At 66.0% G+C, this 25,606-nt stretch carries 26 protein-coding genes and 1 tRNA gene; 18 read left to right on the top strand and 9 right to left on the bottom strand.

Translation table 11 applies throughout. The annotated features are described in order from the left end of the window. Positions 1–29: 29 nt before the first annotated feature. On the bottom strand, positions 30–413 hold the full coding sequence (locus EV560_RS15760; protein WP_131856709.1) for a PepSY domain-containing protein: 384 nt from the start codon (positions 411–413) through the stop codon (positions 30–32). Positions 414–731: 318 nt separating this feature from the next. Between EV560_RS15760 and EV560_RS15755 the strand changes: the two genes are divergently transcribed. From EV560_RS15755 to EV560_RS15675, 17 genes are all read left to right on the top strand, one after another. Then, positions 732–1,019 (top strand): hypothetical protein, encoded by a 288-nt coding sequence (locus EV560_RS15755; RefSeq protein WP_131856708.1) that lies wholly within the window; start codon positions 732–734, stop codon positions 1,017–1,019. Positions 1,020–1,205: 186 nt separating this feature from the next. After that, positions 1,206–1,295: transfer RNA gene (locus tag EV560_RS15750), tRNA-Ser, on the top strand. Positions 1,296–1,920: 625 nt separating this feature from the next. Next, complete coding sequence (locus EV560_RS15745) at positions 1,921–2,997, top strand: septal ring lytic transglycosylase RlpA family protein (protein ID WP_248312060.1); 1,077 nt, start codon at positions 1,921–1,923, stop codon at positions 2,995–2,997. Between the two features lie 49 nt (positions 2,998–3,046). Then, positions 3,047–4,264, top strand: coding sequence for a D-alanyl-D-alanine carboxypeptidase family protein (locus EV560_RS15740; protein ID WP_131856706.1), 1,218 nt, complete (start codon positions 3,047–3,049; stop codon positions 4,262–4,264). 1 nt (position 4,265) lies between these two features. After that, on the top strand, positions 4,266–4,928 hold the full coding sequence (gene tmk / locus EV560_RS15735; protein ID WP_131856705.1) for a dTMP kinase: 663 nt from the start codon (positions 4,266–4,268) through the stop codon (positions 4,926–4,928). Further along, positions 4,928–5,998 carry a DNA polymerase III subunit delta' gene (locus EV560_RS15730; protein WP_131856704.1) on the top strand — a complete coding sequence of 357 codons (1,071 nt, stop codon included), beginning with the start codon at positions 4,928–4,930 and terminating at the stop codon, positions 5,996–5,998. Before tmk ends, EV560_RS15730 begins: the two co-directional genes overlap by 1 nt. Positions 5,999–6,080: 82 nt before the next feature. Then, complete coding sequence (gene metG, locus EV560_RS15725; protein WP_131856703.1) at positions 6,081–7,640, top strand: methionine--tRNA ligase; 1,560 nt, start codon at positions 6,081–6,083, stop codon at positions 7,638–7,640. Further along, the gene (locus EV560_RS15720; protein WP_131856702.1) at positions 7,640–8,440 is read left to right on the top strand and encodes a TatD family hydrolase; all 801 of its coding nucleotides are present in this window, start codon (positions 7,640–7,642) and stop codon (positions 8,438–8,440) included. The genes metG and EV560_RS15720 overlap by 1 nt, the downstream gene beginning before the upstream one ends. Positions 8,441–8,452: 12 nt before the next feature. Further along, positions 8,453–9,256 carry an MBL fold metallo-hydrolase gene (locus EV560_RS15715; protein ID WP_131856701.1) on the top strand — a complete coding sequence of 268 codons (804 nt, stop codon included), beginning with the start codon at positions 8,453–8,455 and terminating at the stop codon, positions 9,254–9,256. 136 nt (positions 9,257–9,392) lie between these two features. After that, positions 9,393–10,220: an ATP-binding cassette domain-containing protein gene (locus tag EV560_RS15710; protein ID WP_248312059.1), complete on the top strand. Its 828-nt coding sequence runs from the start codon at positions 9,393–9,395 to the stop codon at positions 10,218–10,220. Between the two features lie 124 nt (positions 10,221–10,344). Then, on the top strand, positions 10,345–11,574 hold the full coding sequence (locus tag EV560_RS15705) for an ABC transporter substrate-binding protein (protein ID WP_131856700.1): 1,230 nt from the start codon (positions 10,345–10,347) through the stop codon (positions 11,572–11,574). Positions 11,575–11,646: 72 nt separating this feature from the next. After that, positions 11,647–12,534: a carbohydrate ABC transporter permease gene (locus EV560_RS15700; RefSeq protein ID WP_131856699.1), complete on the top strand. Its 888-nt coding sequence runs from the start codon at positions 11,647–11,649 to the stop codon at positions 12,532–12,534. Next, on the top strand, positions 12,531–13,379 hold the full coding sequence (locus tag EV560_RS15695) for a carbohydrate ABC transporter permease (protein WP_131856698.1): 849 nt from the start codon (positions 12,531–12,533) through the stop codon (positions 13,377–13,379). Before EV560_RS15700 ends, EV560_RS15695 begins: the two co-directional genes overlap by 4 nt. 31 nt (positions 13,380–13,410) lie before the next feature. Beyond that, positions 13,411–14,133, top strand: a complete 723-nt coding sequence (locus EV560_RS15690; protein WP_131856697.1) for a ThuA domain-containing protein — start codon at positions 13,411–13,413, stop codon at positions 14,131–14,133. A 10-nt stretch (positions 14,134–14,143) separates the two neighbouring features. Then, positions 14,144–15,352 carry a Tm-1-like ATP-binding domain-containing protein gene (locus tag EV560_RS15685; RefSeq protein ID WP_131856696.1) on the top strand — a complete coding sequence of 403 codons (1,209 nt, stop codon included), beginning with the start codon at positions 14,144–14,146 and terminating at the stop codon, positions 15,350–15,352. 3 nt (positions 15,353–15,355) lie between these two features. After that, entirely contained in the window at positions 15,356–16,195 is an 840-nt protein-coding gene (locus EV560_RS15680; protein WP_131856695.1) for a phosphoenolpyruvate hydrolase family protein, read from the top strand. A 31-nt stretch (positions 16,196–16,226) separates the two neighbouring features. Continuing rightward, on the top strand, positions 16,227–16,670 hold the full coding sequence (locus tag EV560_RS15675) for an SRPBCC family protein (RefSeq protein WP_131856694.1): 444 nt from the start codon (positions 16,227–16,229) through the stop codon (positions 16,668–16,670). Positions 16,671–16,797: 127 nt separating this feature from the next. Here the strand turns inward: EV560_RS15675 and EV560_RS15670 are convergent, their stop codons facing one another. Genes EV560_RS15670 through EV560_RS15660 form a run of 3 tightly spaced genes read right to left on the bottom strand, consistent with a single transcriptional unit; the run spans position 16,798 to position 20,320 of the window. Beyond that, the gene (locus EV560_RS15670) at positions 16,798–18,579 is read right to left on the bottom strand and encodes a phosphoenolpyruvate hydrolase family protein (protein WP_282568857.1); all 1,782 of its coding nucleotides are present in this window, start codon (positions 18,577–18,579) and stop codon (positions 16,798–16,800) included. 19 nt (positions 18,580–18,598) lie between these two features. After that, complete coding sequence (locus tag EV560_RS15665; RefSeq protein WP_131856692.1) at positions 18,599–19,669, bottom strand: Gfo/Idh/MocA family protein; 1,071 nt, start codon at positions 19,667–19,669, stop codon at positions 18,599–18,601. 3 nt (positions 19,670–19,672) lie between these two features. Next, on the bottom strand, positions 19,673–20,320 hold the full coding sequence (locus EV560_RS15660) for a cupin domain-containing protein (protein WP_248312058.1): 648 nt from the start codon (positions 20,318–20,320) through the stop codon (positions 19,673–19,675). Between the two features lie 269 nt (positions 20,321–20,589). Between EV560_RS15660 and EV560_RS15655 the strand changes: the two genes are divergently transcribed. After that, positions 20,590–21,198, top strand: coding sequence for a hypothetical protein (locus EV560_RS15655; protein WP_165923483.1), 609 nt, complete (start codon positions 20,590–20,592; stop codon positions 21,196–21,198). A gap of 6 nt (positions 21,199–21,204) precedes the next feature. Here EV560_RS15655 and EV560_RS15650 read toward each other — a convergent pair whose 3' ends face one another. The 5 genes from EV560_RS15650 to EV560_RS15630 all read right to left on the bottom strand — a co-directional run bounded on the left by EV560_RS15650 (position 21,205) and on the right by EV560_RS15630 (position 25,538). Beyond that, positions 21,205–21,747, bottom strand: a complete 543-nt coding sequence (locus EV560_RS15650; RefSeq protein ID WP_131856689.1) for a chromate transporter — start codon at positions 21,745–21,747, stop codon at positions 21,205–21,207. Positions 21,748–21,751: 4 nt separating this feature from the next. Beyond that, on the bottom strand, positions 21,752–22,300 hold the full coding sequence (locus EV560_RS15645; RefSeq protein WP_131856688.1) for a chromate transporter: 549 nt from the start codon (positions 22,298–22,300) through the stop codon (positions 21,752–21,754). 139 nt (positions 22,301–22,439) lie between these two features. Beyond that, positions 22,440–23,264 (bottom strand): carbohydrate ABC transporter permease, encoded by an 825-nt coding sequence (locus tag EV560_RS15640; protein ID WP_131856687.1) that lies wholly within the window; start codon positions 23,262–23,264, stop codon positions 22,440–22,442. Next, positions 23,261–24,238 carry a carbohydrate ABC transporter permease gene (locus EV560_RS15635; protein WP_131856686.1) on the bottom strand — a complete coding sequence of 326 codons (978 nt, stop codon included), beginning with the start codon at positions 24,236–24,238 and terminating at the stop codon, positions 23,261–23,263. The genes EV560_RS15640 and EV560_RS15635 overlap by 4 nt, the downstream gene beginning before the upstream one ends. Beyond that, entirely contained in the window at positions 24,222–25,538 is a 1,317-nt protein-coding gene (locus tag EV560_RS15630) for an extracellular solute-binding protein (RefSeq protein ID WP_165923482.1), read from the bottom strand. The genes EV560_RS15635 and EV560_RS15630 overlap by 17 nt, the downstream gene beginning before the upstream one ends. Positions 25,539–25,606 lie beyond the last annotated feature (68 nt).

Genomic DNA, 25,606 nt, shown 5'->3' with positions numbered 1-25,606 from the left:
AGGAGGCGGCCCCTCAGGCTCGGTGTCGTTCAACCGCGGCGCATGCCGAGCACGTCGCCGCGCGGATCGACGCGGACGGCGACGGTGGCGCCACGAGCATTGTTGCCGCGAACCATCCAGTCTCCGTCGCGGAGCAGGCGCACTGCCCTGATATCGCTGACGCCATGGGCGCGGGCGATATCGACCGCGTCGTTCCGGCTGATTCCCACCGTGCGGACCATTGGCCGCCGCTCCATGCGGAACTGATCCTGATAGGCGCGATTCTGCGCCTGCTCATCGAGGGCGCGCTGATTATTGTAGGTGTCGCTGACGATGCTGTCCGCGCCGGACCCGGTCTGGTCATAGGCCTGAGCCACCGGGGCGGCGAGCACGACGAGAGCGCCAGCGAAGAACGCGAGTTTGTGGATCAACATGACCAATCTCCTATACGTGTCGCCCATCAAATAAATGCACAAATCACCAATCCTGTTTCAGCAAATCTTTGTGAGTTCACAAACAAGCGATCACCTCAATTCTCTCAAGACGGTGCCGCAATTCTTTCGACAGGAAATCGATGCCCGATCTCTCGTGAAATAGCGCGATCACTTCGCCGCGATCGGACGCTGAATAAAGTTCGGCGGCAGTCCGGAACTACCGGCGTGCTATAATGTGCTCCAGGTCACGCAGGGAGCGGGGATGCATGCCCTAGATTGTGGCCATGACCCCCGCGATCTCGAAGATTGGAGGCAAAGATGAGGCGGATCGTTCTTGCTCTGGTGCTGACATTGGCCGCCGATCTGGCGGCGGCGCAGCCCCGTCCGTCGTCACCGGCGAGGTCTTGCACGGCCAACCGCCAGAGCGTGGTCGCGAACGGCGCCATCGTGCTCGGCACCGGCGGCTATACCTATGATCGCTACGTGCGCGACCGCAGCTTCTGCCAGTTCGACGAATATATCGAGCCGGCCTGGGTGCCGAGCCGCGATACGCCGTCCTGCTTCGTCGGCTATCGCTGCAAGAGCGGGCCTTACTGGGACGATTGACCGGCTGAGGGATCGCGACGTCGCCTTGGGCTGGGGTCGATCGAGCGCTTCTCTGGCACTGTCACGCAGGCTACCGGCCCTGCGACGGAGAGCAGGCGTTCAGTCTGCCCAGACTCAGAGGACATGATCGCTCGCCCCGCTTCGCGCTTGCCAAACCGGCTCGCTCCCGGCAATGACGATTGCGCTGGAAGGGTGGCCGAGTGGTTTAAGGCAGCGGTCTTGAAAACCGCCGTGGGTGCAAGCCCACCGTGGGTTCGAATCCCACCCCTTCCGCCAACCCAATGAGCTCGGCCTGATGGTTGATCTCGGCTCCCGGACATTGTGGCAGCGAGTCGGCGGCGGCCGAAAGCATCCGTGTTCGAATCGTGGCAGCGCGGCGGGAGGTGCCATCTTGCGACGCCCGATAGCGCGGCGGTTGTCGTGACCGTCGGAACCGTGCTCGCGACGTCGTTCATCCGCTTAGCGTCCCATTCCAGTACAAAATGCCCTGGATGAAGCGGGTAAAGCGCCTCGCAGACCCGATTGAGAATCTCTGGTCGGACCCGTTGCGTTCAGGTCACGCCGGCGGAAAAAATGGTTCCGGCTGGAACATGGATTGACAGCTGCCGCATTTCCGACACCTTTGTGCCCGCCCTAGGGCGCATGGGATGCCAGATTGGCGGAGCGCGACACGCGTTTTCGCCCGTTAGCACTCCCTTAACGGAATTGGTCGAAAGCTTCGGTCTTGCCGCATTCGCGGCTTGGCCGTCGCGCTTCTTTTCGGCCCAGGAGTCAGGAATACGGCATGACGCGAGGCGCTCGCTCTTCGGCCCCGGCATTGACCGCACTCGATCCCGCACCGGAGTCTGCGCGCGCGCCTTCAACGCCTGCCATTCGCGCCCTGCGCCTCGGCTGCGTCGTCTTGGCCGGAGTCTTTCTCGCCAATTGCGCCAACGACCAGGTCGCCCGCCGCGGTCGCTCCAAGGAGATCGGTGCTTTTCCCTCGTCGAAATATGGTCCGGCCAGCCCGCGCGTCGTCGCCGATGGCGAGCCCGTGCCGAAGGGCGGCGGTCGCCAGCTTGTCGGCAGGCCCTATTCGGTCGCCGGCAAGCGCTATGCGCCATATGACAAGCCGGTCGGCTATACGCAGATCGGCACGGCCTCCTGGTACGGCGAGGCCTTCCATGGCCGGCGCACGGCCAATGGCGAGGTCTATGACCGCCTGGGCATCAGCGCCGCGCATCCGACCATGCCGCTGCCGGCCTATGCGCGCGTCACCAATCTGCTCAACAGCCGCTCGATCATCGTGCGCGTGAACGATCGTGGTCCCTATCATAGCGGCCGCGTCATGGACGTCTCGCAGAAGACGGCCGATGCGCTCGCCTTCCGCCATCTCGGCACCGCCCGCATCAAGCTCGAGTATCTCGGCCAGGCCTCGCTCGCCGGCTCCGACGACAGGCTCCTGCTCGCGACCTTGCGGACCGATGGTCAGCCGGCCGCGATTCCGGGCACCAGCGCCCGCACCATGGTCGCCAGCAATGCGCCGGTCTTGGTCGACCGCAGCCGCAGCGCCGATCTCGACGAGGTGCCGCCGCGTGAGGAGAGCTTCCGCCCCGAACCTGCGCCGGCTCCCGTCAGCCAGCCGGTCGTGCAGGCCTATGCGCCTGAGCAGCCGGCAGTCCGCACCATCATCCCGGCCACGCCGGTCGCAGCCTCGGCCGCCGCCGTGCCGGCGCCGAGCGCCGCGGTCGTCGTCCGCGGGGCGCCGTTGCCGCCGAACCGGCCCTTCGATCTCGATACCATCGCCAATGCCAGCCGGCCCGTGCTCGTGCGCCCGACCAACGCTCCGATCATGGCACCTCTGCCGCCTCCGGCTCGCGCCACGGTCGCCAGCCTGTTCGCTGCGCCGGAACGTGCGCCGATCGAGCGCTTCGCAAAAAACCATCCGCTCGCCCGCGACCTCGTCCCGCAGCAGACCCTGCCGCTAGCGCGGAATTGACGCCGCCGAGGCTTGACCCGAAGCATCCCGCTCTGCTTCAGATCAAGGCATGAGCGCGGTGCAAAAAATCAACCGAGAACCTGGATTGAAGGCCGCTATCCAAGCGGCTGTTCTGGCTGTGCTTTTGCTATGGTCGGCCGTGCAGGCCGGCCCCGCCCGGGCGCAGGCATTCCAGTCGCTGGCGCCCTACGCGATCCTGCTGGATACGGCCAGCGGCACGGTGCTCTACGAGAAGGCCGCCGACGAGCTGATGGTGCCGGCGAGCCTCGCCAAGCTCGCGACCGTACTCGTGGCATTCCAGGAGATCGCGCAGGGGCGCCTGACGCTCGACAGCGAGATCGTGATTTCGGAGAACGCTTGGCGCAAGGGGGGCGGGCCGTCGGGCGGCTCCGCCATGTTCGCCCAGCTCAACAGTCGGGTGAAGCTCTCGGACATCCTGCGCGGCATCATCGTCCAGTCCGGCAACGATGCCTCGATCGCCCTGGCCGAGGCTGTGGCGGGCGACGAGAGCACCTTCGCCCGCATCATGACCGAACGGGTGAGGGCGCTCGGCCTGACCAAGTCGGTCTTCAAGAACGCGACCGGCATGGGCGATCCGCAGCAGCGCGTCACGGCGCGCGAGATGGCGCTGCTCGCCGACCACATCATCCGGACCTATCCCGAGCTCTACAAGATCTTCGGCGAGCGCGAGTTCACCTGGAACAAGATCCGGCAGCAGAACCGCAACCCGCTGCTTGGCATGGATCTCGGCGCCGACGGACTCAAGACCGGCAACATCACCGAATCGGGGTTCGGCCTGGTCGGCTCGGCGGTGCAGCACGGCCAGCGCCTGATCGTCGTAGTAAACGGCCTCAAGACCGCGCGCGAACGCGAGCAGGAGGCGCGCAAGCTGCTCGAGTGGGGCTTTCGCGCCTTCGAGACTCGCCAGATCTTCGCCGAGGGCGAGATCGTCGGCGAGGCCAGCGTCTTCGGCGGCACCAAGGGTCGGGTCGGGCTCAAGGCCAAGGGGCCGGTCAGCCTTCTGCTGCCGCGCGGCACGAATGAACGCTTGAACGCGCGCATCGTCTATCGTGGACCGCTGACCGTTCCGTTGCAGGAAGGCGCAGAGGTCGGGCGGCTGCTGGTGACGCGCGGCGACGTCAAGACGCTCGACATCCCGCTCTATGCCGCCGAGTCGATCGAACCCGGCACCTTGCAGAGTCGCGCCTTCGACGCGTTGATGGAGGCCGCGACGGGCTGGGTACGCAAGGCGTTCAAGCGAAGCTGATATGGACCATGGCTGCTTCATCACGCTCGAAGGCGGGGAGGGCGCCGGCAAGTCGACGCTGGCGCGCTCGCTCGCCGAACGCCTGCGGATGTCCGACATTCCGGTTGACCTGACGCGCGAGCCCGGCGGCTCACCCAAGGCGGAAGCGATCCGCGAGACCATCCTGTCGGGCCGGATCAAGCCGCATGGCCCCTTCGTCGAAGCCTTGATGTTCTCGGCGGCGCGGATCGACCATATCGACCGGCGCATCCGCCCGGCGCTCGCCCGCGGCGAATGGGTCATCTGCGACCGCTTCATCGATTCGACGCGCGCCTATCAGGGTGCGCTCGGCCATATCGATCCGGCGCTGCTGGGCGAGCTCGAGCAGGTCACGATCGCCGGGCTCGTGCCCGATCTCACGTTGATCCTCGATCTCGATCCGAAGGAAGGCCTCGCCCGTGCCGCCAGGCGCCGCAATCCCGGCGAGGCCAAGGATCGTTTCGAGGGCGAGAACCTGACTTTCCACCGCAAGCTGCGAGCCGCCTATCTCGCCATCGCCGAGAAGGAGCCGGAGCGTTGCGCCGTGCTCGATGCGAGCCTTCCGCCGGATAAGCTTGCGCAGGCGGCCTGGGAGGTGCTCTGCGAGAGGCTGCCCCTGAATCAGGACGCTGACGAAACCCCTTGATGCGCGAGACTTCGCTCGAACCTGACCGCCTGCCCAACGCGCCGCACCCGCGCGAGACGCTCGCGCTCGTCGGCCATAGCAGGCAGGAGCAGGCTTTCCTCGATGCGCTGCGCTCCGGCCGGATGCATCATGCCTGGCTGATCGGCGGGCCGGAGGGCATCGGGAAGGCGACATTCGCCTATCGCGCCGCCCGCTTCGTCCTGGCCGCCGGGGATCCGCTCGCTCGCGCCGGCGCCACCGACAGCCTGGCGATGCCGGAGGGAGATGCCGCGACGCGGCGCATCATCGCGCAATCGCATCCCGACCTGCACCTCTTGCGCCGGACGGTTAAGCCAGACGGCAAGAGCGTCACGAGCAATATCCCGGTCGACCAGGTGCGCAAGGTCATCGACCGCTTCGGCGCCAGCGCGGCTGAGGGCGGCTGGCGCGTCTGCATCGTCGATTCGGCCGAGGACATGGATCGCGCCAGCGCCAATGCCCTGCTGAAGCTGCTGGAGGAGCCACCGGCGCGCGCGCTCTTCCTGATCATCGCGCATGCGCCCGGCCGCCTGCTGCCGACCATTCGCTCGCGCTGCCGGCTGATCGGCTTCGAGGCGCTGAGCGAGGCCGAGGTGGCCGAGGCCGGCGAGATCGCGCTCGAACGCATGGGCGATCCCTTCGACGGCTCGGCGCTCAGGCGCGCAGCGACGCTCGCGGACGGTTCGGTGCGCCGCGCCCTGACCTATGTCGATCCCGAGACGCTGGCCCTGGTCGAGGCGGTTCGAGCCAGGCTCGACGCGCTGCCGGGCATCGATCTGACCGCGCTGATGGCGCTGGCCGAGGATGTCGCCGGCCGGGCCGGCGAAAGCGATTTCGCCATCATGATCGAGACGATCCAGAGCTGGCTCTCGGACCATCTCCATGCCCATGCCGCTGCCGGCGCCGGCCGCCTTGCACCGCTGGCGGAGGTATGGGAAAAGCTGGGACGCGCGGCCCGCGAGGTGGAAACCTACAATCTTGACCGCCGGCCGCTCGTGATGACGATGTTTCATGACTTGTCGGATGCGGTTCGCCGGTCGCGCGCAGCGTGAACGTGAGGACCCTGTATCGTGCCGGCTGGCTATCCAGGTCAGGCCGGCCATGGTCGAAGCGAGACAATTTGCGGATTAATTGATGGCCACGGCCCCGAAATTCTACATTACCACGGCGATTTCCTACCCGAACGGGGCGCCGCATATCGGCCACGCCTATGAGGTCGTGGCCTCGGATGCGATCGCGCGCTTCAAGCGCCTCGACGGCTACGACGTCTTCTTCCAGACCGGCACCGACGAGCACGGGATGAAGATCAGCCAGGCCGCCGCCAAGGAGGGCGTCACGCCGCGCCAGCTGGTCGACCGCACCGCCCCGCGCTTCAAGGATATGGCGGACGCGCTGAACTGCGCCTATGACCGCTTCATCCGCACCACTGATGCCGATCATTTGCCTTCGACGCTCGAGCTCTGGCGCCGGATGGAGGCCAATGGCGACATCTATCTCGACCGCTATGCCGGTTGGTATTCGGTGCGGGACGAGGCCTTCTATGCCGAGGATGAGACCCATCTCAACGCCGATGGCGTCCGCATCGGCGGGCAGGGCACGCCGGTGGAGTGGACGGAGGAGGAGAGCTACTTCTTCCGCCTCTCGGCCTATCAGGACCGGCTGCTGAAGCACTACGAGGAGCATCCGGAGTTCATCGGTCCGGAGACGCGCCGCAACGAGGTGGTCAGCTTCGTCAAGGGCGGGCTGCAGGATCTCTCGATCAGCCGCACCACCTTCGACTGGGGCCTGCCTGTCCCGGACGCGCCCAAGCATGTCATGTATGTCTGGGTCGACGCGCTGAACAACTATGTCACCGGCTGCGGCTTCCCCAACGAGAACGATCCGCGCTGGCACTATTGGCCGGCCGATGTCCACATCATCGGCAAGGACATCATCCGATTCCACTCGGTCTACTGGCCGGCCTTCCTGATGTCGGCCGGGCTGGAGCCGCCCAAGCGCGTCTTCGGCCATGGCTTCCTGCTCTCCAAGGGCGAGAAGATGTCGAAATCGGTCGGCAATGTCGTCGATCCCTTCGATCTCGCGACCGCCTATGGCGTCGACCAGCTGCGCTATTTCTTCCTGCGCGAGGTCTCTTTCGGCCAGGACGGCAATTACAGCCACGAGGCGATCGTCGGGCGGATCAACGCCGATCTCGCCAATGATCTCGGCAACCTGGCGCAGCGCTCGCTCTCGATGATCGCCAAGAACTGCGAGGGCAGGGTGCCCAAGCCCGGTGCGCGGACCGAGGGCGACGAGGCCATGCTGGCGCTTGCCGACGGCACGCTCGCCAAGGCGCGCGCGGCGATGGAGGATTTCGCCCTCCATGTCGTGCTTGCCGAGATCTGGGCCGTCATCGCCGAGGCGAACCGCTATTTCGCCGCCAACGAGCCGTGGAAGCTGACCAAGAGTGATCCGGCGCGCCGCGACACGGTGCTCTATGTTACGGCCGAGGTGCTGCGGCAGGTCGCGATCCTGACGCTGCCGGTGATCCCGGAGGCGGCAAGCAAGCTGCTCGACCTGCTCGCCGTCGGCCCGGAGGCGCGCGTCTTCGCGAGCCTTGGCGAGAGCGGCCGGCTCGTCGGCGGCACCACCTTGCCGGCGCCGAGCGCGATCTTCCCACGTTATGTCGAGCCGGAAGCCGGCCAGGTCGCCTGATGCTGATCGATACCCATTGCCATCTCGACTTCCCCGATTTCGCCGAGGATCTCGCTGGTTATATCGCGCGGGCCGAAGCCGCCGGCGTCGGTCGGATGGTCACGATCTCGACCCGTGTCGCGCGTTTCGAAGCCTATAAGGCACTCGCCGAGCGCTTCCCGTCGGTCTGGTGCTCGGTCGGCACGCATCCGCATAACGCGCATGAGGAGCTCGACGTCACGGCCGAGCAGCTCGCCCGGCTCTCGGAGCATCCGCGCTGCGTCGCGATCGGCGAAGCCGGGCTCGACTATCACTACGACAAGAGCCCGCGCGACGCGCAGGCCCAGGGCTTCCGTACCCATATCGCCGCCGCCCGGCTGACGCAGCTACCGCTCGTCATCCACGCGCGCCAGGCCGACGAGGACATGATCGCGATCCTGCGCGAGGAAATGGCGAAGGGCGCATTCCCCGCGATCCTGCATTGCTTCACGGCCGGGCCCGAATTGGCCCGGATCGGCGTCGAGCTTGGGCTCTACGTCTCCTTCTCCGGCATCCTGACCTTCAAGACCTCGGAGGATCTGCGCCGGATTGCGGCCGACGTGCCGCTGGACCGTCTCCTGGTCGAGACCGACGCGCCCTATCTGGCGCCGGTGCCGTTCCGCGGCAAGCAGAACCAGCCGGCCTATGTCGTAGAGACCGCGAAGGTGCTGGCCGAGGTCCGCGGCATGAGCCTGGACGAGATGGCCCGGATCACCACGGCCAATGCGCGGCGCTGCTATTGGAAGATGGACCATGCGGCGCCGGTGGCGCAGGTCGCGTGACGTAAGCTCGCTATGGCGCTGACGGTCACGATCCTGGGCTGCGGTTCCTCCGGCGGCGTGCCGCGTCCCGGCTCGGGCTGGGGCGCCTGTGACCCCAAGAACCCTAGGAATCGCCGGCGTCGCTGCTCCATCCTCGTCGAACGGGAAAGCGCGGAGGGCAAGACCAGCCTGATCGTCGACACGACGCCGGACCTGCGCGAGCAGTTGATCGACGCCGGGATCATGCATCTCGATGCCGTGCTCTTCACCCATGATCATGCCGACCATACCCATGGCATCGACGACATGCGCGCGCTGGTGCTGCATATGCGCAAGCGCATCCCTGTCTATGCCGACGAGATAACCGGCGCGACCTTGATGACCCGCTTCGGGTATATTTTCGAGACGCCGCCCGGCAGCCTCTATCCGCCGATCCTGGACATGAAGCCGCTGGACCTCGACCGGCCGCTGAAGATCGACGGCTCTGGCGGGGCGATCGTCGCCGAACCGTTCGCGCTGGAGCATGGGCCGGGCTATCGGGCGCTCGGTTTCCGTTTCGCCGATCTCGCCTATGTTCCCGATGTCAGCCAGATCCCGCCGGAAGCCAGGGCGTCGCTGGCCGACCTCGACGTGCTGATCCTCGACTGCCTGCGCGAGTCGCCGCATCCGAGCCATTTCAATCTTGCCGAGGCTCTGGAAGCGATCGCCGAGTTCAAGCCGAGGCGGGCAGTCCTTACCAACCTGCATATCGATCTGGATTATGCCAGCTTGTCCAGCAGGTTGTCGCCCGGAATTGAAGTTGCCTATGACGGCATGGGTATCACGGTCGACGGCTAGCGCATCGCGCGAAGGCTACGGCCGGTAAGGGAATTCAGCCGTCATGCGTCTTAGTCTATGAGGATGCGTCTCATCCGCGTCCGCCACCGTGACGGTTCCCGTCTCGGCGTCATCACCAGCAGTCAGGGGTCGGTACTTGTCTCTCCCGCCACTCGCCTCGGATATCCGCATCCCCTCAGCATCGTCTGAAGCGCCGCTTTTCGCGCTCGAGGCCGTCAGCTTCTCGATACCCGGCCGCGTCCTGCTGGAGCCGCTGACGCTCGACCTGCCGGCGCGCAAGGTGGTCGGCCTGATCGGCCATAACGGCTCGGGCAAGTCGACCCTGATCAAGCTGCTTGCACGCCAGCAACCGGCCTCCTCCGGCACGATCCGCTTCGAGGGCAAGGCGCTGAGGGAATGGGGCGATCGCCCCTTCGCCCGCAAGGTCGCCTATTTGCCGCAGCACACGCCGCCGGCCCAGGGCATGCTGGTCAGGGAACTGGTCGCGCTCGGCCGCTATCCTTGGCACGGCGCGCTCGGCCGTTTCGGTCATACCGACCGCGACAAGGTCGCCGAGGCGATGGCGCTGACCGATATCGAGCCTTTCGCCGACCGCCTGGTCGATACGCTGTCGGGCGGCGAGCGCCAGCGCGCCTGGCTCGCAATGCTGGTGGCGCAGGATGCCGAATGCCTGCTGCTCGACGAGCCGATCTCGGCGCTCGACGTCGCGCATCAGGTCGAGGTGCTTGCGCTGGTGCATCGGCTCGCGTCCGAGCGTGGGCTCGGCGTCGTCGTCGTGCTGCATGACGTCAACATGGCCGCGCGCTTCTGCGACGAGATCCTGGCGCTGCATTCCGGCAAGCTGATCGCACGCGGCGCGCCGGAGGAGATCATGACGCCGGCGCAGCTCCAGGCCATCTACGGCATCCCGATCGGCGTGATGCGCCATCCCGAGACCAGCTACCCGATCAGCTTCGTTCGCTGAGCGGCGAGCTGGGCGTCTTGCCCAGTTTTACCCATCGCTGCCCCAAAGGCGATTGCCTCCGCGCTTCGCACCCGGCCAACTCCCGCAACGAGCATCGTCAGAATTGCTCATCAGGGAGGTCGCCGTGCTGAAAAGATCGCGGATTCTTGTTGTCGCTGCCTTATGCGCTCTGGCCGGCCCGGTCCTGGCGCAGCCGAAGACGATCAGTCTCTGGCACCCGTTCACCCTTGAGACCGACATGATCTATGGCGGCATCAAGGCCTTCAACGAGTCGCAGAGCGAATATCGCATCGACCCGCGCATCGTGCCCGGGCCGCAAATGGATTCCGAGCTGATCAAGGCGATCGCCTCGGGCTCGGTGCCCGACCTCGTCACGCTCGACAATCCCGTCGTGGCGAGCTTCTCGGCGCAGGGCACCCTGACCGACCTGACCGATCGCATTTCGAAGTCGACGACGATCAAGCCGGACGTCTATTTCAAGGGGCCCTGGGCCTCGGGCCTCTGGAAGCAGCGCATCTTCGCCGTGCCGCGCGACGCGAACACGCTGGCGCTCTGCTACAATGCCGACATGTTCAAGGCGAAGGGGCTCGATCCCGACAAGCCGCCGAAGACCTGGACTGAGCTGCTCGACGCCGCCAAGGCGCTGAAGGATCCTGCCAAGAACGTCTATGGCTTCGGCTTCAGCGCCGTGCAGGCCGAAGAAGGCGTCTTCCAGTTCCTGCCCTTCCTGCATCAGGCCGGCGGCGCCATCGACAAGCTCGACGCGCCGGAGGCGACGGAGGCGCTGACCTTCTGGGCCGACATGGTCAAGGACGGCATCGCCTCGCGCGACGTCATCAACCAGCGCCAGTACGAGGTCACCAACACCTTCATGGCCGGCAATGCCGCCATGGTGATGTGCGGCCCCTGGGAGCTGCCGCGCCTGCAGAAGGAGGCGAAGTTCGAGTGGCGCCTGGCGCTGCTGCCGGTCAAGGCCGGCAAGGACATCGCCGCCTCGTCGCTGGGGGGCTATGACTGGGTCGTGCCGAAGGGTGCCAAGAACGCCGATGGCGCCTTCCGCTTCATCGAGTTCATGTCGGACCCTAAGATCCTGAACGAGGGCTGGAAGACCGGCCGTCTGGCGCCGCGCACCGACGTCACGGTCACCGATCCGCTCTGGCCGCAGGCCTACGGCATCTACCGCAAGCAGCTCGAGAGCGCCCGGGCGCGCGGGCCGCACCCGCAATGGCCGGAAATCTCGCGCGCGATCCAGATCGCGATGCAGGAGGCGATCACCGGCACCAAGCCCGCCAATACCGCGCTCGCCGACGCCGCACGCAAGATCAAGCCGATCCTGGCCAAGACGCCGCTGTGATCTGACGCAAAACGGGAGTGGCCCGTCGGCCGCTCCCGCCTGCCTGAAGCCGAGTTCGGAGCAAAACAGGATATGCCGGGATCTCCCTCAGCGCTGCTCTATGTCTTCCTGGCGCTGCCGATCCTCTATCTCATCGGCTTCGTCGGCTTCCCGATCGCCTACAACCTGATGATGAGCGTGCAGGAGGTGAATCTCGGCAATATCACCGAGTTCATCCGGCCCTTCGTCGGGCTCGACAATTACCGCACGGTGCTGGCCGACGAATCCTTCCAGAAGGTGCTGGTCAACACGCTCGTCTTCGTCGGCTGCAACGTCGTGGCGCAGGTCGGCATCGGCCTCGCGGTCGCGCTTTTCTTCGCGCAAGACTTTCCAGGAGCGGGCTTCATGCGCGGGCTTCTGCTCTGCTCCTGGATGCTGCCGGCTCTCGTCGTCGGCGCTCTCTGGAAATGGATCTTCGCCACCGAGTATGGCGTCGCCAACTACGTGCTGCAGGCGCTGCATCTCACCGGCTCGCCGATCCACTGGCTCTCGGACCCGTCGGTGGCGCTGACCTCGGTAACGCTCGCCAATATCTGGTTCGGCATGCCCTTCAGCATGATCCTGATCGCCGCAGCGCTGACCGCGATCCCCAAGGAGCATTACGAGGCCGCCTCGCTCGATGGCGCCGGCAGCGCGGCGCGCTTCTGGTACATCACCTTGCCGGCCCTGAGGCCCGCGCTGCTCGCCGTCGCCTGCCTGGTGACGATCTACACGATGCGGGCCTTCGACCTGATCTTCGCGATGACGCAGGGCGGGCCGCTCGACGCCTCCAACGTGTTGCCGCTGCTCTCCTACCAGTTCTCGTTCAAGCAGTTCGACTTTGGCGTCGGCTCGGCGATGGGCTCCTTCGCCTTCCTGATCGTCTTCGGCGTGGCGCTGCTCTATGTGCGCACGCTCAAGCACGAGGAGCCGGCGATATGAGCGCGAAGCTGCGCCGCCTCGACGCACTGCCGCTCGGCGGCTGGCCGGTCACGGTTATCGCCATCCTCGGCGTCGGGGCCTATCTGTTCCCGATCTACTGGATGCTGATCTCGGGCCTGAAGGATTCCGCCGAGATCTTCGCCAATCCGCCGAGCTTCGTGCCGCGGGCGCCCTCGCTTGCCGCCTTCGAATATGTCTTCGTCCGCGAGAACGTGCTGCGCTACCTGCGCAACAGCCTGACCATCGCCATCCCCGTCACGGTGCTGACCCTGCTGCTCGGTTCGATGGGCGCCTATGCGATGAGCAGGCTCCGCAATCGGCTCGTCGATTTCGCCATCGTCATCGTGCTGCTGCTCCAGGTTTTCCCGGAGGCGCTCCTGGCGACGCCGATGTTCATCATCTTCCGCTCGCTCGACCTGCTCAACACCTTCGCCGCGGTCATCCTGGCGACGACCTCGAAGACGCTCGCCTTCGCGCTGGTGATCCTGCGGCCGATGTTCCGGCAGGTGCCGTTCGAGCTGGAGGAAGCTTCCTTCGTCGATGGCTGCACGCGTCTGCAGACCTTCCGGCTGGTGGTGCTGCCGCTGATGCGGGTGCCGCTGATCGTGGTCGGCACGCTCTGCTTCGTCCAGGCCTATGGCCAGTTCGTCTACGGCCTGACCCTGCTCAGCCAGCAGGAGCTGCAGCCGGCGACGGTCGGCATCTACAGCTTCGTCGGCGCCGAATATGCCGACTGGCACCGGGTCATGGCCTTCTCCTCGATCTTCGTGCTGCCGATCCTGGCGATCTTCCTCGCCATGCAGCGCCGGATCGTCTCCGGCCTGACGGCGGGAGCGCTGAAATGACCCCGAAACCTGCCTTGCGGAGGCCTGCGCCATGCGCGTGACGGTGTGGAACGAGTTCCGCCACGAGAAGTCGAATCCGGTCGTCTCCGGCATCTATCCGGACGGCATCCATGGCGCGATCGCGGCCGGCCTCAGCGAGAACGGCATCGCGGGCGTGACGACGGCGACGCTGGACGAGCCGGAGCAGGGACTTTCGGCGAAACGCCTGGCCGAGACCGACGTGCTGGTCTGGTGGGGACACCGTCATCATGACGAGGTCTCGGATGCGCTCGCGGCTGCGGTCTGCGAGCGGGTCAATGCCGGGATGGGCCTCGTCGTGCTGCATTCCGGGCATTTCTCGAAGGTGTTCAAGCGGCTGATGGGCACGCCCTGCACCTTGCGCTGGCGCGCCGAGGGCGAACTCGAGCGGCTCTGGGTGGTCGATCCGGCGCATCCGGTCGCCGCCGGCATCCCGCCCTTCTTCGAGCTGGAGCGCGAGGAGATGTATGGCGAGCCTTTCGAGGTGCCGCCGCCGGACGAGCTCGTCTTCCTGAGCTGGTTCAAGGGTGGCGAGGCCTTCCGCAGCGGCTGCGGTTATCGGCGCGGGCGCGGGAGGATCTTCTATTTCCGTCCCGGCCACGAGACCTTCCCGACCTATCACGATGCGACGATCCGCAAGGTCATCGCCAATGCCGTGCGCTGGGCGGCGCCCGTCGTGCTGGAGGCCGAGCCCTTCCAGAACCGGCGCATCATGCCGCCGCTCGAGCCGATCTGAGGGCAGGGCGATGGCTGGGCGCATCTACATCGCGGGTACCCTCGACACCAAACATGCCGAACTCGCCTATGCCCGCGACGCGATCCGGGCCATGGGCGAGGAGGCGATCCTCGTCGATCTCTCGACGCAGTCGCACGGCCACGTCGCCGATATCCCCGCGGCAGAGGTGGCGGCCCATCACCCCGAGGGCGCCAAGGCCGTCTTCACCGGCGATCGCGGCACTGCCGTCGCTGCCATGACCGAGGCCTTCGCCCGGTTCCTGCCGGAGCGTGACGATGTCGCCGGCGTGCTCGGGCTCGGCGGCTCGGGGGGCACGGCCTTGGTCGCGCCGGCCATGCGGGCGCTGCCGGTCGGCGTGCCCAAGGTCCTGGTCTCGACCATCGCCTCGGGCAATGTCGCCGGCTATGTCGGGCCGACCGATATCGCGATGATGTATTCGGTCACCGATATCGCCGGGCTGAACCGGATCTCGCGGCTCGTCATCGCCAATGCCGCGCATGCCGTCGCGGGCATGGTGAAAGGCGCCGCGACGATCGCTCCCGGGGCCGAGGACAAGCCCCCGATCGGCCTCACCATGTTCGGCGTCACCACGCCCTGCGTGAACCAGGTGGTGGAGAGGTTGTCCGGTGAATTCGAGTGCTTCGTCTTCCATGCCACCGGCACGGGCGGGCAATCGCTGGAAAAGCTGGTCGATTCCGGCCTGATCCATGCGGCGATCGACGCGACCACGACCGAGCTCTGCGACCTGCTGATGGGCGGCATCTTCCCCTGCACCGAGGACAGGCTCGGCGCCTTCGCCCGCACCGGCGTGCCCTATGTCGGCAGCTGTGGGGCGCTCGACATGGTCAATTTCGGCCCACCCGAGACCGTGCCGGCGCGCTACGAGGGCAGGCTGTTCTACCGCCACAACCCGCAGGTGACGCTGATGCGCACCACGCCGGAGGAGAATGCCCGGATGGGCACCTGGCTGGCCGAGCGGCTCAACCGCTGCAACGGTCCGGTGCGTTTCCTGATACCCGAAGGCGGCGTCTCCCTGCTCGATATGCCCGGCCAGGCCTTTCACGATCCCGCGGCGGACGCCGTCTTGTTCGACGCGCTCGAGCGCACGCTGAAAACCGGACCGCGCCGCAAGCTGCTGCGCCTGCCCCACGCCATCAACGATCCCGCATTCGCCGAGGCGCTCGTCGCCCAGATGCACGAAGCCCTGAAAGAGGCCTGAGCCATGCCCCCATTCAAGAGACAGCAACTGGTGGATCGCTTCCACGACATGGTCCGTCGCGGCGAGAAGATCGTCGGCGGCGGCGCCGGCACCGGGCTTTCGGCCAAGTGCGAGGAGGAGGGCGGCATCGACCTCATCGTCATCTACAATTCCGGGCGCTACCGCATGGCTGGCCGCGGTTCGCTCGCCGGCGTCCTCGCCTATGGCAATGCCAATGAGATCGTCATGGAGATGGCGCGCGAGGTGCTGCCGGTGGTGAAGCGCACGCCGGTGCTGGCCGGCGTCAACGGCACCGATCCGTTCTGCCTGTTCGACAGCTTCCTTGACGAACTGAAGCGCATGGGTTTCTCCGGCGTGCAGAATTTCCCGACGGTCGGGCTCATCGACGGCGTCTTCCGTGCCAATCTCGAAGAGACCGGCATGGGCTACGGCCATGAGGTCGAGATGATCCGCATGGCCCGCGCCAAGGACATGCTGACCACGCCTTACGTCTTCAACGAGAGCGAGGCGGTGGCGATGGCGCAGGCCGGCGCCGATATCCTCGTCGCCCATATGGGCCTGACGGTGGGCGGCAAGATCGGGGCGGAGACGGCGCTTGGCCTCGCCGATTGCGTGCCTCGCATCGACGCCATCGCCGCGGCGGCGCTGAAGGTTCGGCCGGAGATCATCATCCTCTGCCATGGCGGGCCGATCGCCTCGCCGGAGGACGCGCGCTACATCCTTTCGCATTGCCGTCATTGCCATGGCTTCTACGGCGCGAGCTCGATGGAGCGGCTGCCGACCGAGACCTCGCTGACGGAGCAGACCCGCAATTTCAAGGCGATAGCCCGCGCCGCCGAATAGGTGCGGCGCAAGAACAGGACAGGAGGAAGAGATGGCGAAAGTCTATATCAGCGGGATCATCGACGCGCCGGTCGACAAGGTCTGGGACTATGCCCGCGACTTCAACGGCCATGGCGAATGGCACCCGCTGATCGCCGAGAGCCATGTCGAGGACGGCCTGCCGAGCGACCGGGTCGGCTGCGTGCGCAATTTCAAGCTGACCAATGGCGGGCATCTGCGCGAGCGGCTGCTCTCCTTCAGCGATCTGGAGCGCCGCTTCACCTACAACATCATCGTCTCGCCGATGCCGATCGAGAACTATGTCGCGACCTTTGGCGTCAAGCCGATCACGGAAGGGAACAAGACCTTCGTGGAATGGATGGCCGAGTTCGACGTCTCGCCGGCCGATGAGGCGGATATCAAGGAGAAGGTTGGCCAGGGCACCTTCGCCGAGGGCATCAAGGCGCTCGAGAAGGCGGTGAAGGCGCGGGCGTAACCTGCCCCCGGGGCTCTGCCCGCGTCATGCTCGGCCCTGTGCCGAGCATCCACGCCTTGAACACCGCCCTCGATCAAGGAAGTCGTGGATGGTCGGGACAAGCCGACCATGACGAGTTCCGGAGCGGCTACTCTCCCTCCGGCCCCGACGCCGATTGCAGGCCGTAGGTGCGCATCTTGTTGTAGAGGGTCTTGCGCGAGATGCCGAGAAAATCGGCCGTCTGGCTGCGGCGGAAACGGTTGCGCTTCAGCCCGTGCAGGATCCACTCCTTTTCCGAGCTGAAATTGCGCGCCGATGCGACAATCTCGGCGCCGAGCGGCGGCAGATGCTGCTCCAGGATGACGCCGCCACTACAGGCGAGCACGGCCTGTTCCAGCACCGAGTCGAGCTCGCGCAGATTGCCGGGCCAATGATGGGCGGCGAGGGCACGGAAGGCGGCGGGGTCGAGGCTTTTGGGCTCGCTCTGCCGGCGCAGGCCGATCGTGCGCAGCGATTCATCGATCAGCGAGGGCAGATCCTCACTGCGCTCGCGCAAGGGCGGCAGCACGATGGTGAAGCAGCCGAGCCATTCGGCGAAGCGCGGATCGACCCTGTCGGCCGGCAGATGCCGCAGATCCTGATGCGCGATCGCAAGGAAGCGGACATTGAGCGGCGAGGGGGTCTCGCTGCCATGACGCCAGAAGGAACCGGCCTCGACCGCGTCCAGCAGCGCCCGCTGTACCTCGGGCGGCATCTCGTCGGCATCGTCGAGCAGCAGCGAAGAGGAATGGACGATCTCGAGCCAGCCGAGCCGGTGCTTGACCGCGCTCGGATGCATCCCGGCCATGCAGCCGAACAGGTCGAGCTTGAGCCGCTCGGCACCCTGGTTGGCGCAGGATAGGCTGACCATGTCGCGGGCCTGGCGTGGGCCAAACCGGTGCAGGGCGCGGGCGATCTCGCGCCGGCCGGTGCCGGCCTCGCCTGCAATGACGACGGGGTAGTCGGTCGTGGTCAACCGGTTGAACAGGGCGCGTGCGGTCTCGGCGGCCTGTGAATGGCCCCAGAGCGGGCGCGGGAAGCGGCGTGGATTATAGCGCGTCTCGAGCCCATCGGCCTTTTGCCTGAGCGTGCCGATCGCCTTGAAGGCGGCGGTGACGACCTCGATCGCGCTTTCGGACGGCACGCGGTCGATGGTCGAGCCGCCGATATAGCCGTCGACGCGGGCGATCTGGCAAAGCTCCTCCAGCTGGCGCGGGCTGACGATCGGCCCGCCCTCGACCAGGCAGCGCGTCTTGCGCGAGACCGCCCGGACCTGCTGGGCGATCGCATTCGCCATCAGCCCGGCATCCTCGACGCGCAAATGGGAGACCGCGCCGAGCACGCCGCCGACATTCCAGCCGAGATCGATATTGACGATGTCGGCGCCCTGGCGCGCCGCCTCCGCGGCCTCCTCCGCGGTGTGGGTATAAGCCAGCGTCGAGAGCCCGCGCTCGCGCGCAACCTGTAGTAATTCGAGCTCGCGGCCGAAGCCGACGCCGCTGCGTTCCAGGAAGGCGCGGTATTGACCGTCGATCAGGATCGAGGTTGGGAAATTTGCGATGCCGGCAAAACCCGCCCTGGCGATGCGCTCGACCAGTTCGCGCAGGTCGAGCCGTGGGTCGAAGCTGGCCGCGCCGAAATAGACCGGCACGGTGGCGCGCGGCAGGATTTCGGAGCGCGCGAAGCTGAGCACGAACTCGTTGCTGTCGCGCAGCGGCAGCATCGCCGCCACCGACGGCTCGCCGATGCAGCGCATCCGGCCGGCGCTGAGCGCGATCAGAAAGTCGGCGCCACCGCGCGTCGCCGACTGGGCCGCCATGCCGGTGCCGATCGCGGCACCGACCATGAAGCGCGGCTGCTCCCGCTGGGAGCCTGAAAGGTCCGGCCCCATCGGAGCCGGCGTCCCGCTGTTACGAGCCGTCGAAGGAGCGGATATAGTCCTGGACATCGATGGTCTTGCCGCTGCGCGCGCTCTCGATCCCCGCGAAGATCAGGGCCGCCGCGTGGAGGTTCGCCTCGACATGGGTCTCCATCTCGGCGCCGCCGTCAAGCCAGATGCAGAATTTCTCGATCAGCCAGTGGTTCAGCCATTTCGGCTGGGTGATCATCTGGATCTTCTGGCCCTGGCCCTCGCGGCAGCGCTGGCGCACGAGCTGGCTGCGCGAGAAGGTCTCGATCTCGCGGTTGTTGAGGATCGCCGTGCCGAACTCGCAATCGACCCGGACATATTCCTTCATCCAGTCGTTGAGGCCGACGGCGGCCGAGGACGAACCCTCGTAGATGCCGCGCACGCCATTCTCGAACACCATCATGACGACGCCATCGGTATCGCCGGCATATTTCGCCCATTCGGGCTTCCAGGTCGAGGCGGTCAGCGACTTGCACTGGGCACCGGCGAAATCGGCGACGAGGTCGAGATGGTGGACCGCGCCCTCGATCATCAGCGGGTCCTGCATCGTGTGGCGGAAGAGGGCGCCCCAGGCGAGGTGCTCGCGCATATCCGCGAAATAGCGGCAGCTGACATTGTTGACCCGGCCGAGCTGGCCCGAGCGGATGATCTGGCGCAGCGTCGTCTTGTCCTGGTCGAAGCGGTGGCTCATCGTCACCGCCATCTTGCGGCCGGCGGCGCGGACCTTGCGGACAATGCGGGCGCAGGCTTCCATCGTGTCGGCGATCGGCTTCTCGCAGAGGATGTCGACATTATGGGCGAGCGCGATGTCGATGATCGCCTCGTGATAGCCGGGTGGCACGACGATTGTGCAGAAATCGAGCTTGTGCGCGGCAAAGGCGGCCTTGGGATCGGTATAGCAGGCGGCTTCCGGCAGCTTCAGCGCCTTGCGGCCGAATTCTAGGGCCTTGGGATCGACATCGACCAGCGCCACCACCTCGATCGTGCCGTCGGCAATGTTCGAGGCCAGGAACTCAGTGCACCAGCGCCGGCCGAACGTGCCGACGCCGACATGGATGACCTTCTTCGTCATGGTTCAGATTCTCTCGGGCTGGGGCTGGGCGGTGCCGTGGGTATGGTTCCAGAGATGGCCGACGCGCTTGCGGCCCTCGAGCGAGGTCTCGAAATAGACGGCCTTCACCGGCTCGGAGACGCTCGCCATGTCATGGTGATGGCCCATGCCGAGCGCGACGCAGTCGCCGGGGCCGCTGTCGAAGAAGCGACCGCCGACGACGACGGTGCCGCGGCCTTCGAGGATGAGCCAGTACTCGTCGCAATCATGATAGTGCGAATCGACGCGGGTCGATTTCGGATAGGAGACCGGGTCGCCATTATTGGTCGCATCCGGCTCATGGGCGACGCGGAAGATGCCGCAGCCGGCCATGTCGTCGCCCCAGGAGCCTGAGAGCCGCACGAGCTGGGTCTTGGAGCCGTGGCCGGTCACGCTCCAGGAGCTGAAGCCGGGCTTCTCGTGGATATCGAGAAACTGGCCTTCTTTCAGGATGATGGAGCCGTTTGTTCCAGCGATCTGCGCGGTCCCGCCGGTGCAGAGCAAGCGCTCCTTGGCGGTGGACGCCTGTCGTGAGGCCGTCTGGGCGTCGGTGAGATCGATGATTTCGAAGGAGCGGAGCGTGCACCAGGATGGCGGCGCTTCATGACTGCGGAAAAGCGACAAGATCGACACCTCGGAACGATGGGACGGCGTCCGGAGATGGAGGGCGGCAATCGTCGCGCCCGCGCGAGCCCGTCCTGGCAACCTCCCGACGAAAGATCCTGCCTGCGGCCTTGGCAGCCGAAGTGAATCTTCCGAGGCAGAATGACCGAGGCGCCGTCGGGCCGATAGGGACAAATCCGGAAAGGATGGGTAGAATTGGGAAAGCCGGGCGCCAGCAAGGACGTCCGGGCATGGCGAAGGGCAGTGCCTCCTGCAACCATCGCCGAGGAGGGAATGCCGTGACCGAACACGCCTATGCGAAGCCGCCGGGAGTGCCCTGGCGTATGGGGGCCGACCGGACGTCCCCGGCCGGGCCGGGCGTTTCTTCGCGCCCGTTCCGGATCGTCCCTGGCATCCCGGGGGATTGGGCAGATATCGCTGCCGATGAGATCATTCTCGTCTGTCCCTGGCTGGGCGGGCTCGATCCCTGCACCGGCCTATGGCTCGCCGCCTTGCCGATCCACGATTGCAACGCCTTCATCGACAGCGACTGGACCTTGGAGGCCCCGACGCAGTTGCGCGAGCGTTGCTATGTCGGCGTCTTCGCGCTCGACCGCCTGCGCTCCGGCCAGCAGATTTTCGGGCCATTGCGCGACAAGGGCGTCGCCAGGCTGATCAACCTGCCGAGCATCGGCTTCTTCGATGGCGCGACGGCACAGACATTCGGCCGGCTCGCCTTCACGCTGGACAGCGAGATCGGCTTCCTGGCGCAGGCGCGCGGTCTCGGCTTCGATACGGCGCTCTGCGCGCGGTCCGACGTGGCCCTGGCGCCGGAGCGCGCGGCCCAGTTCGATTTCATCCTGCGCCATCAGGGGCCGGACCGGCCGCTGCGCATCGAAGATGCTTGAGCGGGCTCAGATCAAGCCCAGCAGGCGCAGAGCCATGAAGCAGCCCGAGCCGGCCGCGATCAGCACGATCGGATTGACCGGGGTCAGCATCAGCAGTGCTGTCGAGATCAGCGCGATCGAGCGCGCGATCCAGCCGCCCGCCATGGCCTGGAGCAGGATATAGGTCGCGGCGAGGATCAATCCCGCTGCGACCGGGCGCAAGCCGGTTTCGAGCGCGCGCTGCCAGCGGGCCCCCTCATAGCGTTCCCAGAGCCGGGCGACGCCGTAGATCAGGAAGGCCGTGGGGCCGAAAATGCCGACCGTCGCCGCCAACGCACCCCAGAAGCCGGCGATCTGCCAGCCGATCAGCGTGGCCAGCAGCGAGCCGGGCCCGGGCGCCATCCGCGAGATCGCGAAGGCGTCGACGAATTGCGTGGCCGTCATCCACTGATGCACGTCGACGATCTGGCGGTGCATGTCCGCTACGGCACCTTGTCCGCCACCGATCGTCACCAGAGAGAGCGGCGCGAAGACGAGCAGGATGCTCCAGGCGAGGCTCGGCATCGGCATGCCCTCACGTATCGAAATAGGTCACGGCAACGCTGAGCGAGCCGGCGGCGGCGACGGTCCAGAGCAGCGGCCATTGCAGGATGCCGATCGCCACGAAGGTCGCGGCCATGATCATGAGCGGGAACAGCTTGCGCGAGACGCGCCGGGCGGCCGTCAGCCCCATAGCCAGGGACAATCCGATGGCGGCCGAGGCCGCGCCGTCAAGCGCGACATGGCTGAGCGGGTACTGCGAGAACGAGGCGAAGATGCTGCCGATCAACACGACCGTGAAGGCCGGAGGCACGACGATGCCGAGGAAGCTCGCGATCGCGCCGTTGCGGCCGGCCATGCGATAGCCGATCCAGATCGCCATATTGGTGACGTTGACGCCCGGCAGGGCCTGGGCGATGGCGAGCCCGTTGAGGAATTCCTCCTCGCTCATCAATTTGCGGGTCTGGACGAACTCGCGCATGAACCAGCCGCTGAGGCCGCCGCCGAAGCTGGTCAGCGCGATCCGGGTGAAGATCAGGAAGAGTTGCAGCGGGCTCAGGCGCTGCGGTTTGGCATCCGGCATCTCTCATCCGCGGCCATGCGGTTGCTGACCATCCCTAGATGCAGAGTCCGCACCGGATGGCCAGCACCACAGCGCATGCACGCCATGAGCCTCGGGGGAGGCGGCGGCCCTGGGTCTGTCCTCCTGTTGAGGACAGACCCTAGCCTTTGACCGAGCCCATGGTTAGGCCGCGCACCAGGAAGCGCTGCATCACCACCGCGAAGAGCACGACCGGCGTCGAGATGATGAAGGCGGCGGCGCCGATCGAGGGCCATTGCACCCCGTATTCGCTGCGGAAAGCGACCATGGCCAGCGGGGCCGTCGAGGCGAAGTTGTTGGTCAGCGCCAGCGCGAACAGGAACTCGTTCCAGGCGGCGATGAAGACGAAGACGCCGGTCGCGACGATGCCGCTCGAGGTCAGCGGCAGCATGATCTTGAGGAAGACCTGCCGCTCCGAGCAGCCGTCGATGATCGCCGCCTCGCGGATCTCGCCCGGCACGTCGCAGAAGAAGCCACGCAGCAGCCAGATCGCGAAGGGCAGGTTGAAGGTCGAATAGAGGACGATCAGCACGCCATGGGTGTCGAGCACGCCGAGCCGCGAGGCGACGAGATAGATCGGGATCAGGATGGCGATGCCCGGCACCATGCGCACCACCAGCACGAAGAGCAGGAAGCCGGTGCCGCGGATCGGCAGATGCGCCAGGGCGAAGGCGGCCGGCGCGGCGACCGTCAGGACCACGGCGGTGGTCAGCGTCGAGACGATGATGCTGTTCAGCATATAGGCGCGGAAGATGCTGTCGCCGATGACGCTGCGAAAGCCTTCGAGCGTCGGCTCGAAGATGAAGCGCAGCGACAGCGTATCGACTGCCGAACGGAAGCCGGTCAGCACCATCCAGGCATAGGGGAAGAGATAGACGATGCCGAGGCCGAGGCAGAGCAGGCTCAGCAGCATCCGCTTCGTGCTGTGCGAGAGCGTCAGTGTCATGCCGGCCTCCGCGCCGTGCGGAACAGGTGCCGGAGCAGGGGCGAGCTCGCAATCAGCACGATGACGACGAAGATCAGCGCGATCGCCGTGGTGCGGCCCATGTCGAAGGAGGAGAAGGCGATCTTGTAGGTGTAGACCGTGATCGTTGTCGTCGCTTCGCCGGGCCCGCCCTGGGTCAGGAGCCAGATCTTGTCGAAATCATTCATCGTCGCGATGCCCCGGAAGGCTGCGGCGATCAGCATGTACGGCACGAGATGGGGCAAGACGACATGGCGGAAGCGCTGGAAGGCGTTGGCGCCGTCGACGCGGGCGGCATCCATCAGGTTGCTGTCGACCGATTGCAGCCCGGCCAGGATCACCAGCATGAAGAACGGTGTGTTCTGCCAGGAATCCATGATCACCATGGCGAAGAAGGCGTGCTCCAGACCGAGCCAGGCGACCTTGCCGAAGCCGAGCGCGACCAGCAGCGAGTTCAGCACGCCCTGTTCCTGCTCGTAGAGCAGCTTCCAGAAGATCGCGATCACGGCCGGCGTGATCACCATCGGAATCAGCATGATCGAGCGGAAGAACGAGGCGTAGTGCAGCTCGTTGTCGAGCAGCAGCGCCAGCAAGGTGCCGAGCGTCAGGCTCAGAGTGACCGAGGTCAGCGTATACAGCAGGGTGATCTTCACCGCCTGCCAGAAGGACGGGGCGCCGAGCACGTCCTTGAAGTTCTCCAGCCCGGCGCTGATCGTCTCGCTGCCGGGCTCGGTCAGGACCCAATGGGTGGTGCTGGTCATGACCGCGTAGATCATCGGCCCGAGATAGACCGTCGCGAGCATGATCACCGCTGGCGCCATGAACCAATAGGGCTCGAGCGGCACCTTGGCGCGGCGGAAAGTTTCGGTCTTGCGGGCACCGGCCGGGAGGGAGCGCCCCCCGGCCGCAAGCATCGGCGAGCTCGTCACGGCCTGCCGCTCACTGGATATAGCCACGGCGCTTCAACAGCGTCGTCACGCGCTCCTGCAGGGCGGCCGCGCCTTGCTCCGGCGTCTTGGTGCCCGAGCAGACGGCATTGGCCTCGTCATAGATCTGGATATTGACCTGCTCGGCATCCTTGATCGGCGCATAGGTCGCGACATTGCCTTCCATGCCCTTCAGCACGGAGGGGAAGAAGGGGAACTTCTTGTTGGTCTCGGGATCGAGCAGGGCGGAGCGGCGCACCGGCGACAGGCTGAGCAGCGCAGTCTGCTTGACGATATCGGGCGAGGTGAACCAGCCGATGAACAGCTTGGCCGCGTCGAGACTGCGCGATTTCGAGCCGACCGAGAGGCCCCAGCCGCCGAGCAGCACGGTTTCCGGCGTCGGCGCATAGCCGACCGCCTTGGCGATTTTCGACTTGGACGGGTCGTAGAGCGCACCGACGCCGCCGGCCCACATATAGCCCTGTGCCGCCTGGGCGGACGAGACGCTGGCGATCATCTCCGGGAAATCCCAGGTCAGGTTGCCGGGAGGACTGATCGGCCCGAGCTGCTCCTTCATGTAACGGAAGGCCTCGACGCTGGCCTTGCTGTCGAGCAGCGGTTTTCCTGCCGAATCAAAATATTGCCCGCCGAAGCTATGAAACAAGGTGATCCAGACGCAGCCGGTCTGGATCGTCTTGCCGGCCGGCATATTGTAGCCGAACTGGTCACCCTGCTTGAGTTTGGTGCCGTTCTCGACGAGTTGTTTCCAGGTGGTCGGCGCCTGCTCGGGGTCGAGCCCGGCCTTCTGGAAGGCCTCCTTGTTCCAGACGGTGAAGGAGGTGTCGCCGTTGATCGGGATCGTCGCCAGCTTGTCGCCGACCTTGGAATAGGCGGCTAGCGCCCGCGGCGCATAGTCGTCCCAGTTCATCGCCGGGATGCCCGCGACTTCCTTGTCGAGATTGGTGTGGTCGATCACGAAGGGAGCGACCTGCTCCTTCCACTGATAGGCGACCAGGTAGATGTCGAAGGAATTCGTGTTGGTCGTCGTGTCCAGCACCATCTTCTGATAGCGCTCGGCCGTGGGCAGGGCCGAGAATTCGACATTGATGCCACTGGCGGCGGTGAATTCCTTGGCGACCTCGGCCGAGGCGACATAGGCCGGCGTATTGCCCCAGACCACCTTCACCGTCTTGCCGGCATGGGTCCTGGGCAGGTTGCGCGTTGCCGGCGCAGCGGCGGCCTGCGCGGCGCAATATTCCACGAGGCCGGCATAGCTCGTACCGGCGGCGAGAGCGCCCAGCGTGAACTGGCGGCGCGAAAGCCCCTTCATTGTCGATCCTCCCATGTGATTTTTTGTTGGGAGCAGGACAGCAGAGGGGACATCACGGCTCAATCGGA

The sequence above is a fragment of the Allobosea sp. BK604 genome, from assembly GCF_004341515.1.
GTDB lineage: Bacteria > Pseudomonadota > Alphaproteobacteria > Rhizobiales > Beijerinckiaceae > Allobosea.
The sequence above is the reverse complement of the archived record's forward strand: the minus strand, read 5'-3'. Positions and strand labels throughout refer to the sequence as shown.

What these genes read in the sequence shown, in the direction of transcription:
- EV560_RS15760 (WP_131856709.1), bottom strand. Translation starts at nt 413, where the DNA reads ATGTTGATCCACAAACTCGCGTTCTTCGCTGGCGCTCTCGTCGTGCTC.
- EV560_RS15755 (WP_131856708.1), top strand. Translation starts at nt 732, where the DNA reads ATGAGGCGGATCGTTCTTGCTCTGGTGCTGACATTGGCCGCCGATCTG.
- EV560_RS15740 (WP_131856706.1), top strand. Translation starts at nt 3,047, where the DNA reads ATGAGCGCGGTGCAAAAAATCAACCGAGAACCTGGATTGAAGGCCGCT.
- tmk (WP_131856705.1), top strand. Translation starts at nt 4,266, where the DNA reads ATGGACCATGGCTGCTTCATCACGCTCGAAGGCGGGGAGGGCGCCGGC.
- EV560_RS15730 (WP_131856704.1), top strand. Translation starts at nt 4,928, where the DNA reads ATGCGCGAGACTTCGCTCGAACCTGACCGCCTGCCCAACGCGCCGCAC.
- metG (WP_131856703.1), top strand. Translation starts at nt 6,081, where the DNA reads ATGGCCACGGCCCCGAAATTCTACATTACCACGGCGATTTCCTACCCG.
- EV560_RS15720 (WP_131856702.1), top strand. Translation starts at nt 7,640, where the DNA reads ATGCTGATCGATACCCATTGCCATCTCGACTTCCCCGATTTCGCCGAG.
- EV560_RS15715 (WP_131856701.1), top strand. Translation starts at nt 8,453, where the DNA reads ATGGCGCTGACGGTCACGATCCTGGGCTGCGGTTCCTCCGGCGGCGTG.
- EV560_RS15700 (WP_131856699.1), top strand. Translation starts at nt 11,647, where the DNA reads ATGCCGGGATCTCCCTCAGCGCTGCTCTATGTCTTCCTGGCGCTGCCG.
- EV560_RS15695 (WP_131856698.1), top strand. Translation starts at nt 12,531, where the DNA reads ATGAGCGCGAAGCTGCGCCGCCTCGACGCACTGCCGCTCGGCGGCTGG.
- EV560_RS15690 (WP_131856697.1), top strand. Translation starts at nt 13,411, where the DNA reads ATGCGCGTGACGGTGTGGAACGAGTTCCGCCACGAGAAGTCGAATCCG.
- EV560_RS15685 (WP_131856696.1), top strand. Translation starts at nt 14,144, where the DNA reads ATGGCTGGGCGCATCTACATCGCGGGTACCCTCGACACCAAACATGCC.
- EV560_RS15680 (WP_131856695.1), top strand. Translation starts at nt 15,356, where the DNA reads ATGCCCCCATTCAAGAGACAGCAACTGGTGGATCGCTTCCACGACATG.
- EV560_RS15675 (WP_131856694.1), top strand. Translation starts at nt 16,227, where the DNA reads ATGGCGAAAGTCTATATCAGCGGGATCATCGACGCGCCGGTCGACAAG.
- EV560_RS15670 (WP_282568857.1), bottom strand. Translation starts at nt 18,579, where the DNA reads ATGGGGCCGGACCTTTCAGGCTCCCAGCGGGAGCAGCCGCGCTTCATG.
- EV560_RS15665 (WP_131856692.1), bottom strand. Translation starts at nt 19,669, where the DNA reads ATGACGAAGAAGGTCATCCATGTCGGCGTCGGCACGTTCGGCCGGCGC.
- EV560_RS15650 (WP_131856689.1), bottom strand. Translation starts at nt 21,747, where the DNA reads ATGCCGATGCCGAGCCTCGCCTGGAGCATCCTGCTCGTCTTCGCGCCG.
- EV560_RS15645 (WP_131856688.1), bottom strand. Translation starts at nt 22,300, where the DNA reads ATGCCGGATGCCAAACCGCAGCGCCTGAGCCCGCTGCAACTCTTCCTG.
- EV560_RS15640 (WP_131856687.1), bottom strand. Translation starts at nt 23,264, where the DNA reads ATGACACTGACGCTCTCGCACAGCACGAAGCGGATGCTGCTGAGCCTG.
- EV560_RS15630 (WP_165923482.1), bottom strand. Translation starts at nt 25,538, where the DNA reads ATGAAGGGGCTTTCGCGCCGCCAGTTCACGCTGGGCGCTCTCGCCGCC.